This is a genomic window from Microbacterium sp. BK668, assembly GCF_004362195.1.
Lineage (GTDB): Bacteria > Actinomycetota > Actinomycetes > Actinomycetales > Microbacteriaceae > Microbacterium.
The window spans coordinates 2,990,878-3,004,275 of sequence record NZ_SNWG01000001.1 but is presented as its reverse complement, the minus strand read 5'-3'; the positions used below and the strand labels follow the sequence as shown (position 1 = coordinate 3,004,275).

Genomic DNA, 13,398 nt, shown 5'->3' with positions numbered 1-13,398 from the left:
GGCCCGACCGGCATCCACACCATGATCGACCTGACACTCACTGAGCTTTCGCACGCCGTCTCCGGCGAACTCCTCCTGTCCGGGAGCCACACGCCCTCCACCGTCGTCTCGGGCGGTGTCGACACCGACTCCCGCCTCATCGAGCCCGGCGGGATCTTCGTCGCCAAGCCCGGCGACGTCACCGACGGGCATCTGTTCGTGCCCGCGGCGGTCGAGAACGGCGCCGTCGTCGCGATCGTCGAACGGCAGGTCGAGGCTCCCGTCACGCAGATCGTCGTCCCCGACGTCGTGACGGCGCTCGCAGACCTCGCCCGCGAGGTCGTGGCGCGGGTCCGGGCGGCCGGCGACCTGCGGATCGTCGGCATCACCGGCTCCAACGGCAAGACCACGACGAAGAACATGCTCGCGCGCATCCTCGAGGACGAGGGCGAGACCGTCGCCCCGCGCGCGTCCTTCAACAACGAAGTCGGCGCTCCGCTGACGATGCTGCGCGTCACGCCCTCCACCCGCTTCCTCGTGAGCGAGTTCGGCGCGAGCGGCCCGGGCGAGATCGCCCGTCTCGCCGGCCTCGTCACTCCCGACATCGGCATCGTGCTCATGGTCGGGATGGCGCATGCCGGCGGCTTCGGCGGCATCGAATCGACGCTGTTCGAGAAGTCCCAGCTCATCCGCGCCGTGCGCGAGGGCGGGCTCGCCGTGCTCAACGCCGACGACGCGCGCGTGGCGACGATGGCGGAGATCGCACGGGAGAGGGATGCCGCGGTCCGGTGGTTCGGGCGAGGAGCGGGTGCCCGCGGGCACGCCATCGACGTGCGCGCCGACGACGTCGAGGTGACGGCGTCCGGCACGCATTCGCTCATCACCGCCGACGGCGTCAGCACCCCACTGCATCTGCGGGTCCTCGGAGAGCACCATGTCATGAACGCGCTCGCCGCGATCGCGGCGGCGACGGCGCTCGGCGTCGCGCTCGAGGACGCCATCGCGCGTCTTGAGACGGTGGAGCTCGCCGAGAGATGGCGCATGCAGCCGCTGGGCTCGGATCGCGTGCGCATCATCAACGACGCCTACAACGCCAGCCCCGACTCCATGTCGGCGGCGCTGCGCACGCTCGCGCAGATCACCGGGCCCGACGAGCGCATGGTCGCCGTCCTCGGCGCGATGAGCGAGCTCGGCGAGTTCGCGGGGGAGGAGCACGACCGCGTCGGGCTGCAGGCCGTGCGCCTCGGCATCCAGCGGATCGTGGTCGTCGGAACGGAGGCGCGCCGCCTCTTCCTCGCCGCGGTCGGCGAGGGGTCGTGGGACGGGGAGGCGGTCTTCTTCGCGACCGCCGACGAGGCGTTCGACTACCTGCTGACCGAGCTCCGCGACGGCGATCGCGTGCTGGTGAAGTCGTCCAACTCCGCGGGCCTGAGGTTCCTCGGCGATCGTCTGGGAGAATCGTTCTCGTGAGATCCCTCCTGACCGCGACGGCGATCTCGCTGGCCTTCACCCTGTTCCTCACACCGGTCTTCATCCGCCTCTTCCGCCGGTGGGGATGGGGTCAGATCATCCGCACGCCCGAGGACGGCAACATCCCGCCGCATGAGGCCAAGCGCGGAACTCCGACCATGGGCGGCGTCATCTTCATCGCCGGGACGCTCCTCGGCTACTTCATCGGCACCTACGCGGGCAACTTCCCGCCGACCCTCTCGGGCCTGCTCGTGCTGTGGATGATGGTCGGGTTCGGCGTCGTCGGCTTCATCGACGACTACATGAAGCTGCACCGTCAGCGCAGCCTCGGCCTCTCCGGGTGGCGGAAGATCCTCGGCCAGGTGATCGTCATCGTTCCCTGGGCGATCGTCTCGCTCAGCTTCGCCAATCCGGCGGGGCAGACCCCGGCCTCCCCGTACGTCTCGTTCTTCCGCGACATCCCGGTGCTGTCCTTCATGGCGCTCGGGGTCGTGGCGGGGTGGATCCTCTACATCCTGTGGATCACCTTCATCGGCGTCGCGTGGTCGAACAGCACGAACGTGACGGACGGCCTCGACGGCCTCGCCGCCGGGTCCGGCATCTTCACCATCGCGGCGATGAGCCTCATCACGTTCTGGCAGTTCCAGCAGCGGTGCGATTCGTCCGACCTCGTGGCGAGCTTCCAGACCGCCTGTTACGGCACGCGCGACCCGCTCGACCTCACGATCGTCGCGGCGGCCTTCGTCGGAGCCCTCGTCGGATTCCTCTGGTGGAACGCGCCGAAGGCGCAGATCTTCATGGGCGACGTCGGCTCGATGGCCATCGGCGGCGTCATCGCGGCGATGTCGATCCTCTCGCGGACCGAGATCCTCGCGGTCATCGTCGCCGGCGTCTTCATCATCGGCCCCGGCTCGGTGATCCTGCAGCGGTATTACTTCAAGCTCACGCGGGGCAAGCGCCTGTTCCTCATGAGTCCCTTCCACCACCATCTCGAGATGCGCGGGTGGCCCGAGACGACGATCGTCATCCGCATGTGGATCATCGCGGGGATGCTGGCGGTCACGGGCATCGGCGCGTTCTACGTCGAATGGCTCGCGCGCACATGACCGACCGGCTCGACATCCTCACCAGCTGGCATGCGGACTGGAGGGGCCTGCGGGCGGTCGTGCTGGGCATGTCCGTCACCGGCTTCTCCGTCGCCGACACGCTCGCCGAGCTCGGCGCCGACGTGCTCGTCGTCACCGAGAAGGCCGACGAGGAGTACGAGCGCCTGCTGCCGGTCATCGGCGCGCGGCTGTGGACCGGCCGCCTCGACGCCGTTCCGGCCGAGCTCCCGGACTTCCGGCCGGACGTCGTCATCGCGTCGCCCGGCTTCGCGCCGAGCCATCCCGTCATCACGTGGATCCGCGAGTCCGGCATCGCGCTATGGGGGGACGTCGAGCTCGCGTGGCGGGTCCGCGACAAGGTCGTGCGGGCCGATGGCCGCCCCGCCGACTGGATCCTCATCACCGGCACGAACGGCAAGACGACGACCACGCGGCTGGCGGCGACGATGCTCGTCGCCGGGGGCCTGAAAGCTGCGCCCGTGGGCAATATCGGCACGCCGGTCCTCGACGCCGTCCGCGATCCCGAGGGCTTCGACGCGCTGGTCGTTGAGCTGTCGAGCCACCAGCTCTGGTACCTCGGCCTGCAGACCGGGCCCGATCCCGTCTCGCCGCACGCCGCGGTGTGCCTGAACCTCGCCGACGATCACCTCGAGTGGCACGGCTCGTTCGAGGCGTACCGCGACGCCAAGGCGCACGTGTACGACAACACGCGTGTCGCCTGCGTGTACAACAAGGCGGATGCCGCGACCCAGCGCATGGTCGAGGACGCCGACGTGATCGAGGGCGCGCGGGCGATCGGCTTCGATCTCGGCGTCCCGGGCCCCAGCGACTTCGGCGTCGTCGAGGGAATCCTCGTCGACCGAGCCTTCCACGAGGAGCGGCGCACGAGCGCCCTCGAGCTCACAACGATCGCCGAGCTCCGCGATCAGGGTCTGGCCGCTCCCCACGTCGTGGCGAACATCCTCGCCGCGGCCGCGCTCGCCCGCTCGCTCGACGTCGAGCCCGGCGCCATCCGCGACGCGCTGCGCTCGTTCCGTCTCGACCCCCACCGCATCGAGGTCGTCGCGGTGGCGGAGGGCGTCACGTGGGTCGACGACTCGAAGGCGACCAATCCGCACGCCGCGGCATCCTCGCTCGCCGCCTTCCCCGGCGCGGTGTGGGTCGTCGGGGGGCTGCTCAAGGGCGTCGACGTCTCGTCGCTCGTGCGAGAGCGCGGCATCCGCTCGAAAGCCGCCATCGTGATCGGCGTCGACCGTGCTCACGTTCTGGAGGCGTTCGGACGACACGCGCCCGAGGTGCCCGTGTTCGAGGTGGACGCCGATGAGACTGAAGACGTCATGGCGCGGGTCGTCGAGCTGGCGGCCGGGATCGCGCGTGACGGGGACGTGGTTCTGCTCGCCCCCGCCGCGGCATCCTTCGACCAGTTCTCGTCCTATGCCGACAGAGGCAGCCGCTTCGCGGCAGCGGTGAACGACCGGATCGCGAGGGGGGCCGATGACGAGCACGACGACACCGACCCGGCCGGCGGTCCGACGCGCTGACGCTTCCTCCGGCACCGAATTCAGCACCGACCTCAGCACCGAACTCGGCACGCCCAAGCGCGGCCTCGCGGCCCGTGTGAGCCTCGGGAAGGTCTTCGCCCCGGTGCCGAGCGAGTTCCTGCTCATCACGTCGACGGCGCTCATGCTCACGGGCTTCGGGCTCGTCATGATCCTGTCCGCGACCTCGGCGACGGCGACCGCGCGCGGCGAGGCCCCCTACGAGGCGGTGATCAAGCAGGCGGTCTTCGCGCTCATCGGCATCCCGCTCATGCTCGTGGCCAGTCGCCTGCCGATCGAGTTCTGGAAGCGGGCGGCGTGGCCCGCGCTGATCGGCGCGCTGCTGTTCCAGATGCTCGTCTTCACACCGCTCGGCATCGACAACGACGGCAACCGCAACTGGATCAAGATCGCCGGGCTCCAAGCCCAGCCCTCGGAGTTCCTCAAGCTCGCGCTCGCGCTGTGGATCGGCTTCATCCTGTACCGCAAGCGCACCCTGCTGGGGTCGTGGACGCACGTCTTCATCCCGCTCGTGCCCGTCACGGTGCTCGTGCTCGCCGCCGTCATGGCCGGCGACGACATGGGCACGGCGATGATCGTCGCCCTCGTCGCGCTCGGTGCCCTGTTCTTCTCGGGTGTCAAGCTGCGGATCTTCATCCTGCCGCTGCTGCTCGGGATCATCGGGGCGGCGGTGTTCGCCGTGACCAGCCCGAACCGGATGCACCGCATCATGAGCTTCCTCGACGCCAACTGCCTGGCGGACTACTTCAACTCCTGCTACCAGCCGCTGCACGGCATCTGGGGGCTCGCCGGCGGCGGCATCTTCGGCCTGGGGCTCGGCAACTCGAAGGAGAAGTACGACTGGCTCCCCGCCGCCGCGAACGACTACATCTTCGCGATCGTCGGCGAGGAGCTCGGGCTCATCGGCTGCATCGTCGTGCTCGGCCTCTTCGCCCTCTTCGCCGTCGGCGCCTTCCACATCGTGCGCAAGACCGACGACCCCTTCGTCCGGATCGTGGCGGGAGCCATCACCGTGTGGATCGTGGGGCAGGCGCTCATCAACATCGGCGTCGTGCTGCGCGTGTTCCCGGTGCTGGGCGTGCCCCTTCCCTTCATGTCGCAGGGCGGCACGTCGCTCCTGTCGGTGCTGGTCGCCTGCGGCGTGCTCCTGTCGTTCGCACGGACGCTCCCCGTTCCGCCGTCCCAGCGCCGGCCCCCGGCATCCCGCGCACGAGCGCCCCGCGCCGCCCGTGCGAGGATTCCAAGGTGACGGATGGCGCGACGGACGGTGTGACGGATGGCCCGACGGATGGTGCGACGGATGGCCCGGCGGACGGCGCGACGGACGGTGTGACGGGTCAGGATCGGGAAGCGCAGAACCGGGGCGGGGCGCGCACGTATCTTCTCGCCGGCGGCGGGACGGCCGGTCACGTCAATCCGCTCCTCGCCGTCGCGGACGCCCTGCGGGAGCGCGAGCCGGACGCCGAGGTGCTCGTCCTCGGCACGCGGGAGGGGCTCGAGGCCCGCCTCGTGCCGCTGCGCGGCTACGAGCTGCTCTTCGTCGACAAGGTGCCGTTCCCGCGGCGGCCGAACCGGGATGCCGCGGTCTTCCCCACCCGCTTCCGCCGCGCCGTCGGACAGGTGCGCGCGCACCTGCGCGATCGACACGTCGATGTCGTGGCGGGCTTCGGCGGCTATGCCTCCGCTCCGGCGTACGTGGCGGCCGGCCGGGAGCGGATCCCGTTCGTGGTGCACGAGGCCAACGCCCGCCCCGGGCTGGCGAACGTCCTCGGCGCGCGCCGTGCCGCCGGGATCGGCGTCGCCTTCGAGGGGACGCCCCTTCGCCGCGGGACGGTCGTGGGGATGCCGCTGCGCCGCGAGATCGTGACGCTCGACCGCGCCGCGCGCCGCGGCGACGCCGCCGCGCACTTCGGGCTCGACCCCGCGCGCCCCACGCTCCTGGTGTTCGGAGGATCGCTCGGCGCCCAGCGGCTGAACGAGGCCTTCGCGGGCTCGTGGCGCGACGTGCTGGACGCCGGGTGGCAGCTGCTGCACGTGACGGGGGAGAAGTCCGACCTCGAGGATCCGGGTGCCGCCGGCTACACCGTCGTGCGGTACGTCGACCGGATGGACCTCGCCTTCTCGCTCGCCGACTTCATCGTGTCGCGGGCCGGCGCGGCGACGGTGAGCGAGATCAGCGCGCTCGGCATCCCGGCCGTCTACGTGCCGTACGCCGTCGGCAACGGCGAGCAGGCGCTCAACGCCGGGTCCGCCGTACGCGCCGGCGCCGCCGTCCTGGTCCCGGATGCCGAGCTCACGGCGGACCGCGTGCGCGGCGAGATCGTCCCGCTCCTGGCAGACCCGGCGCGGCGGCAGGAGATGACGCGGGCCGCGGCATCCGTCGGCACACGCTCGGGGACCGAGAACGTCGTCGCGATGATCGACGCGGCTCTCGCCCGCTGAGCGCACGCGCGCAGCCGCTGGGCGCGCCCGGCGCCTGCGCCGGAGGCGGGGCGAGCCAACCTAGGATTGACGGGTCATGATCAGACCCGACCTGAGCCTCCCCATCCCCGAGAACATCGAGGCTGCGCACTTCATCGGCATCGGCGGCTCCGGCATGTCGGGCCTGGCCCGCATGTTCCTGGCGCGGGGCATCCGCGTGTCGGGATCGGACCGCGCCGACAGCCAGGCGCTGCGTGACCTCGCCGCTCTCGGCGCGAGGGTCTTCGTCGGTCACGATGCGGCGAACCTCGCCGACGACGTCGACACCGTGATCCACACCGGGGCCATCTGGCCCGAGAACCCGGAGTTCGTGCTGGCCAAGGAGCGCGGACTGCACGTCATCCACCGTTCGCAGGCGCTGCACTGGCTGATCGGCGGGCGCCGTCTCGTCTCGGTCGCCGGCGCCCACGGCAAGACCACCTCGACGGGCATGATCGTGACGGCCCTCAAGAGCCTCGACTCCGATCCCACGTTCGTCAGCGGCGGCGTCGTGGCCGACCTGGGGGTTTCGAGCGGCACCGGCTCGGACGAGCTCTTCGTCATCGAGGCCGACGAGTCCGACGGGACGTTCCTCCTCTACGACACCTCCATCGCCCTCATCACCAATGTGGACCCCGACCATCTCGACCACTGGGGCTCCGACGAGGCGTTCTACGAAGGGTTCGCCCGATTCGCCGACGAGGCGCGCGAGGCCGTCGTCGTCTCGGCCGACGACCCCGGCGCGCGCCGCGTCGCCGCCGCCATCACGCATCCGCACGTCGTCACGTTCGGGATGACAGATGCCGCGGACGTCCGCATCTCCGACATCGCCACCGCCGGCCCGGTGGCCTTCTCCCTCAGCTATCGGGGCGAGTCGGTGCGAGCGCAGCTCCAGATCCCCGGCGAGCACAACGCCGTCAACGCCGCCGGCGTCGTCGCCGTGCTGCTGACCCTCGGCTTCGAGCTGGCTGCAGCCGTGGGCGCCGTCGAGGAGTTCGCCGGCACGGTCCGGCGCTTCGAGCTGCACGGCGTCGAGCGCGGCGTCAGCGTCTACGACGACTACGCCCACCACCCCACGGAGGTCGCCGCCGCGCTGAGCGCCGCCCGCACCGTCGTGGGCGACGGGCGGCTCATCGCCGTGCACCAGCCGCACACCTACTCGCGAACCCAGCACATGTACCGGGAGTTCGCGGAGGTCCTCGAGGGCCTGGCCGACCACACGGTCGTGCTCGACGTCTACGGCGCCCGCGAGGACCCTATCCCGGGGGTGACGGGCGAGCTCGTCAGCAGCGCGTTCCACGACCCCTCCCATGTGCACTACGTCGCCGACTGGCAGTCGGCCGCCGACTACACGGCCGCCGTCGCCCGCGACGGCGACTTCGTCATCACGCTCGGGTGCGGCAACGTGTACCAGATCATCCCCCAGGTGCTCGACTCGCTCGCACGGACGCCGGGGGACTAGAGGATGCGCCGGCCCGCGGCACTCCCGCCGACCACGCGTCCCGCCGACGGCGGCGAGGGGGCGACGCGCGCCGTGGGCCGCGAGAGCGCCATGGCGGGCGAGAGCGCCGTGGGCCGCGAGAGCACCGTGGGCCGCGAGAGCGCCGTGAGCGGGGAGAGCGGGGAGGGCACTGCGCGCGGCGGAGTGCTCGGCGAGGATGCGGTCGCGGCATCGCCCGGCGAGGAACCGCTCGCGCCGGTCATCCCGCTCTCGGCGGCGACGGACACCGTTCCCTCGGACGCGCGGCGGGCGGAGACGGATGCCGAGGCCGAGGACGCGCCGATCACGGTCCGCGACGTCTGGAGGGCGGCGAGGGCACGGCGGAAGGCGCTGCGGGCCGAGGTCCGGCGCTTCACCGTGCGCCAGCGACGGCGGCGGATGATCTGGATCGGGGTCGCGGCATCCCTTCTCCTCCTCGTCCTCACCACTCTCGCGGCCGCTTACAGCCCGCTCTTCGCCGTGCAGAAGGTCGAGGTCGTCGGCACGTCGCTCCTCGACGCCGCCGCTGTCGAGGAGTCCCTCGCCGGCCAGATCGGCACGCCGCTGCCGCTCGTCGACGAGAGTGCCGTCAAGGCGGCTCTCGTGACGTTCCCGCTCGTGCAGTCGTACTCGCTCGAGGCGCGGCCTCCGCACGCGCTCGTCGTCCGGATCGTCGAGCGCCTGCCGATCGGGCTCATCGAAACGAACGCGGGCTACACGCTCGTCGACGCTGCGGGCGTGGCCCTCTCGACCACCGAGGAGCCGGCGCCGGGGCGACCGCTCCTGTCGATCCGCGGCGGCACGTCGTCGTCGGCCTTCGAGGCCGTCGGCGAAGTCATGCGGGCGCTTCCCGCCGCCATCCGCGACCAGGTGACCGCGATCTCGGCATCCACGCCCGACGACGTGACGCTGACGCTCGGGGGCACCGACACGCAGGTGATCTGGGGCAGCTCCGAGGACTCCGCCATGAAGTCGTTCGTGCTCGAACGGGTCATGCAGTCCCGTCCGCCGGACTCCGTCTCGGCCTACGACGTCTCGTCGCCGAACGCCGTCGTCGTGCGCTGAGACGCACCGGATCGGCCAGCGGGTGCCCGCGCCGCCCCCGGCGTGGGCACCCGCCCGACGGATACGGGTGGGGATGTGACGACACGCCCACGCGGTGGCGAGCCGCGTGCATCCCTCCGCTTACCTTCGAACTCGAGGAATTGCATACCGGGCAATTCTTTACACCTCTAGTAGAGGTTTAAGGTTTCAGGTTCGGGAAGACGGAGGCCGGCATGAGCCAGAACCAGAACTACCTCGCCGTGATCAAGGTCGTCGGCGTCGGCGGCGGCGGCGTCAACGCGGTCAACCGCATGATCGAGCTGGGTCTGCGGGGCGTGGAGTTCATCGCGATCAACACGGACGCGCAGGCGCTGCTCATGAGCGACGCCGACGTCAAGCTCGACGTCGGGCGCGAGCTCACCCGGGGACTCGGCGCGGGCGCCGACCCCGAGGTCGGACGGCGCGCCGCCGAAGATCACGCCGAAGAGATCGAAGAGGCCCTGCGCGGCGCCGACATGGTCTTCGTCACCGCTGGGGAAGGCGGTGGCACGGGCACCGGCGGCGCACCCGTCGTCGCGAAGATCGCGAAGTCGATCGGCGCCCTGACCATCGGTGTGGTGACGAAGCCCTTCTCGTTCGAGGGCCGTCGTCGCCAGAGCCAGGCGGAGACGGGCGTCGCGAAGCTGAAGGAAGAGGTCGACACCCTCATCGTGGTCCCCAACGACCGCCTCCTCGAGATCAGCGACCGCGGGATCTCGATGATCGAGGCGTTCGCCACGGCCGACCAGGTGCTCCTCGCCGGCGTGCAGGGCATCACCGACCTGATCACGACGCCCGGCCTCATCAACCTGGACTTCGCCGACGTCAAGTCGGTGATGCAGGGCGCGGGATCGGCGCTCATGGGCATCGGCTCTGCGCGCGGAGCCGACCGCGCGATCAAGGCCGCAGAGCTCGCGGTGGAATCGCCGCTCCTGGAGGCCTCGATCGAAGGTGCTCACGGCGTGCTCCTGTCGATCCAGGGCGGGTCGAACCTGGGCATCTTCGAGATCAACGATGCCGCTCAGCTGGTCAAGGAGGCGGCGCACCCGGAGGCGAACATCATCTTCGGCACCGTCATCGACGACACGCTGGGCGACGAGGTGCGCGTCACCGTGATCGCCGCCGGGTTCGACGGCGGCGAGCCGCAGACCCGCATCGAGCCGATCGCGGCCGCGCGGGTCGCACCCGTCGCGCCGGCCGTCCCGACGACTCCCGCCGACGAGGTCGCGAAGGACCGCGACAAGGAGCCCGTCTCGGTGAGCGTCGCCGCCGACACGACCTACGACTCGGCCTTCGGGGACGACGATCTCGACATCCCCGACTTCCTGAAGTAACGGTGGGCCTCGGCGAACGGCTCGCGGAGGTCGACGCCCGGATCGCGGACGCCGCACGTGCGGCGGGCCGCGATCCCGGTGCGCTGACCAGGATCGTCGTGACGAAGTTCCACGCGGCGCCGGTCGTCGACGAGCTGTATCGGCTCGGAGTGCGCGACGTGGGCGAGAACCGCCAGCAGGAGCTCACCGAGAAGAAGCGCGAGGTCGGCGACCGCGAAGGCCTGCGCTGGCATTTCATCGGGCAGGCGCAGACCAACAAGGCGCGGGCGATACGAGCCGCGGCATCCGTCGTCCACTCCGTCGATCGCGCGCGCCTCGCAGATGCCCTCGACGCGGCGGGTGAGGGGATGCCGCGGCTCGACGTCCTGCTGCAGGTCAACCTCACCGACGACCCGGGTCGAGGCGGCACGGCACCCGACGCGATCGAAGAGCTCGCCGCCCACGCGGCGGGCTGCACGACCCTCCGGGTGCGCGGCGTGATGGCCGTCGCGCCCCTCGGTGAGCCGCCCGCGCCGGCCTTCGAACGACTGGCCGCCTGCAGCGCGACGGTGCGCACCGTCGTGCCCGACGCCGCCTGGATCTCGGCCGGCATGACGGCCGACTTCGCCGAGGCGATCTCCGCCGGTGCGACACACCTGCGGATCGGCTCTGCAATCACGGGACCGAGGCCCGTGCGCGGTTAGCCTCGGAATGGACGAGCCGACGGCGAGCAACACGGAGGATGCGATGTCGAACCCGCTCAAGAAGACCATGGTCTATCTCGGACTGGCAGACGAGGAAGAAGTGTACGAAGAGCCCGCCCCCCAGCCTGCGGCCCGCAAGAGCAGCATCCAGCCCGTCGAGAAGGCCGCCGCTCCCGTGACGCCGCTGCACCGGCCCGCCGTCGTGCGGCAGCCGGCGCCGTCCGCGATCAGCGAGATCCTGACGGTCCACCCGAAGCAGTACCGCGACGCGCAGGTCATCGCGGAGAACTTCCGCGACGGCATCCCGGTCATCATCAATCTGTCGCAGATGAGCGACGCCGACGCGCGCCGCCTGATCGACTTCGCGAGCGGCCTCTCGCTCGGCCTGTACGGACGCATAGAGCGCGTGACGAGCAAGGTCTTCCTGCTCTCGCCCGAGAGCGTGAACGTGTCGGGCGACGGCGCCGTCGCACAGGCCGACCCTGAGTCGGTCCCCTTCGCGCCGTAGCCGTGGACATCATCCGCCTCATCGCGGCGGTCCTCAACGCGCTTCTGCTCATCTACATCCTGTTCCTCCTCATCCGGCTCATCCTCGACTGGATCCCCTTCTTCAACAGGGAGTGGCGCCCGAAGGGACCGGGGCTCGTCGCCGCCGAAGTCGTGTACACCGTCACCGACCCCCCTCTGAAGCTCTTCCGGCGCTTCATCCCTCCGCTGCGGGTCGGGCAGGTCGCGATCGACTTCGGCTTCGCCATCACGATGCTGGTGTGCTTCGTGCTGCTGTCGGTCACGCGCTCCATCGCGAGCTGACGCTCGGGGGCGAAGCGTGTCGCAGCGGGTCCGGCTCCGTGCGCCTGGAAAGTGCGGCGACTATGCTTGCCTGGGACGGTCCGCCCGCCCCGGGGCGGAATCGCTTCACACGCCGGCGACCTGAGCGCTCGAAAGAGGAATCACAATGGCTTTGACCCCCGATGACGTCGTCACCAAGCAGTTCCAGCACGTCCGGTTCAAGGAGGGATTCGACCCCGACGAGGTCGACGACTTCCTGGACGAGATCGTCGTCGAGTGGCGCAAGACCATCGCCGAGAACGAGGAGCTGAAGGCCAAGCTCGCCGCGTACGAGTCGGGCCAGGCTCCCGCCGCCGCGCCGGAGCCCGTCGCTGAGGCACCGGCTCCTGCCCCGACCCCGGCCCCGGCCCCCGCTCCCGTCGCCGACGCCTCCGGCGGCGCCGCCGCCAGCGCAGGCATCATCGAGCTGGCCCAGCGCCTCCACGACGAGCACGTCGCCGAGGGCCAGGCCAAGCGCGACCAGCTCATCGCCGACGCGCAGGCTCAGGCCGCGTCGATCGTCGCCGAGGCCGAGACGAAGGGCCGCGAGGAGCTCGCCCGTCTCGAGCGCGAGCGCACGACGCTTGAGGGCCGCATCACCGAGCTCCGCCAGTTCGAGCGCGACTACCGTCAGCAGCTCCGCACCTACATCGAAGGTCACCTGCGCGACCTCGACGCGTCGACGAACGCGTCCGGCCCGACGCCGGTCTCGGCCATCGGCCTCTAGGCCAGCCTTTGACAGGCCGACCCCCCCTTCGTCAGGCGGCGGCCGGCACCATCATCGCGGTCCTCGCGGCGCTGGTGCTGGCCGCCGACCAGTTCACCAAGTACCTCGCGATCGAGAACCTGCCGCCCGAGCAGCCGGTTCCGGTGCTGGGCGACTTCCTGATCTTCTACCTCGTCCGCAATCCGGGCGCCGCCTTCTCGCTGGGCGAGGGCGTCACCTGGATCTTCACGATCGCGCTGACCGTCGTCGCCCTCGCGATCGTGTGGCTCGCCGCCACCCGCGTGCGATCCCGCCTGTGGGCGGTCGCGCTCGGGCTCCTCCTCGGCGGGGTGCTGGGCAACCTCACCGACCGGATGCTCCGCGAGCCGGGCTTCCCCGTCGGCCACGTCGTCGACTTCATCAACACGCCGTGGATGATGCCCGCCATCTACAACGTCGCCGACATCTTCATCGTGTCGATGATGATCGCGGTGGCCCTGCTGGTCCTCGTCGGACCGCACCTGGACGGCACGCGTCCGCGCAAGGACGCGGATGCCTCGGCCTCGTCTTCGTCGTCGGGCGAGAAGCCCGCTGCGGCCGGCACCCGGCCTTCGGCCGATGCGGAACGTGCCGCGGGCGGCGGGCGTGCGGCGGGCGGGCGTGCCGCGGGCGCCGAGCCCGAGGCATCCGGCACCGCAAAGGACTGACGG

Annotated in this window: 13 protein-coding genes; all 13 read left to right on the top strand. The window is 70.8% G+C overall.

All coding sequences use genetic code 11. From position 1 onward, the window contains the following. The first annotated feature begins 21 nt into the window (after positions 1-21). Positions 22-1,449: a UDP-N-acetylmuramoyl-tripeptide--D-alanyl-D-alanine ligase gene (gene murF, locus EV279_RS13525; protein WP_133544304.1), complete on the top strand. Its 1,428-nt coding sequence runs from the start codon at positions 22-24 to the stop codon at positions 1,447-1,449. Then, entirely contained in the window at positions 1,446-2,555 is a 1,110-nt protein-coding gene (gene mraY / locus EV279_RS13520) for a phospho-N-acetylmuramoyl-pentapeptide-transferase (protein ID WP_133544302.1), read from the top strand. Before murF ends, mraY begins: the two co-directional genes overlap by 4 nt. Next, positions 2,552-4,096, top strand: coding sequence for a UDP-N-acetylmuramoyl-L-alanine--D-glutamate ligase (gene murD / locus EV279_RS13515; RefSeq protein WP_133544300.1), 1,545 nt, complete (start codon positions 2,552-2,554; stop codon positions 4,094-4,096). Before mraY ends, murD begins: the two co-directional genes overlap by 4 nt. Further along, positions 4,050-5,363 carry a putative lipid II flippase FtsW gene (ftsW, locus tag EV279_RS13510; protein WP_133544299.1) on the top strand — a complete coding sequence of 438 codons (1,314 nt, stop codon included), beginning with the start codon at positions 4,050-4,052 and terminating at the stop codon, positions 5,361-5,363. The genes murD and ftsW overlap by 47 nt, the downstream gene beginning before the upstream one ends. Before the next feature lie 80 nt (positions 5,364-5,443). After that, positions 5,444-6,556: a UDP-N-acetylglucosamine--N-acetylmuramyl-(pentapeptide) pyrophosphoryl-undecaprenol N-acetylglucosamine transferase gene (locus EV279_RS13505; protein ID WP_208109568.1), complete on the top strand. Its 1,113-nt coding sequence runs from the start codon at positions 5,444-5,446 to the stop codon at positions 6,554-6,556. A gap of 76 nt (positions 6,557-6,632) precedes the next feature. Further along, complete coding sequence (gene murC, locus EV279_RS13500) at positions 6,633-8,036, top strand: UDP-N-acetylmuramate--L-alanine ligase (protein ID WP_133544297.1); 1,404 nt, start codon at positions 6,633-6,635, stop codon at positions 8,034-8,036. Positions 8,037-8,039: 3 nt separating this feature from the next. Next, positions 8,040-9,119 (top strand): FtsQ-type POTRA domain-containing protein, encoded by a 1,080-nt coding sequence (locus tag EV279_RS13495; protein WP_133544295.1) that lies wholly within the window; start codon positions 8,040-8,042, stop codon positions 9,117-9,119. 212 nt (positions 9,120-9,331) lie between these two features. After that, positions 9,332-10,471 carry a cell division protein FtsZ gene (ftsZ, locus tag EV279_RS13490; RefSeq protein ID WP_133544293.1) on the top strand — a complete coding sequence of 380 codons (1,140 nt, stop codon included), beginning with the start codon at positions 9,332-9,334 and terminating at the stop codon, positions 10,469-10,471. Positions 10,472-10,473: 2 nt separating this feature from the next. Continuing rightward, positions 10,474-11,154 carry a YggS family pyridoxal phosphate-dependent enzyme gene (locus EV279_RS13485; protein WP_133544290.1) on the top strand — a complete coding sequence of 227 codons (681 nt, stop codon included), beginning with the start codon at positions 10,474-10,476 and terminating at the stop codon, positions 11,152-11,154. A gap of 43 nt (positions 11,155-11,197) precedes the next feature. Continuing rightward, positions 11,198-11,662, top strand: coding sequence for a cell division protein SepF (locus tag EV279_RS13480; protein WP_133544973.1), 465 nt, complete (start codon positions 11,198-11,200; stop codon positions 11,660-11,662). Between the two features lie 2 nt (positions 11,663-11,664). Beyond that, complete coding sequence (locus EV279_RS13475) at positions 11,665-11,964, top strand: YggT family protein (RefSeq protein ID WP_133544288.1); 300 nt, start codon at positions 11,665-11,667, stop codon at positions 11,962-11,964. Between the two features lie 145 nt (positions 11,965-12,109). Then, positions 12,110-12,709, top strand: coding sequence for a DivIVA domain-containing protein (locus EV279_RS13470; RefSeq protein ID WP_133544285.1), 600 nt, complete (start codon positions 12,110-12,112; stop codon positions 12,707-12,709). Positions 12,710-12,717: 8 nt separating this feature from the next. Then, complete coding sequence (gene lspA / locus EV279_RS13465; protein ID WP_133544283.1) at positions 12,718-13,395, top strand: signal peptidase II; 678 nt, start codon at positions 12,718-12,720, stop codon at positions 13,393-13,395. Positions 13,396-13,398 lie beyond the last annotated feature (3 nt).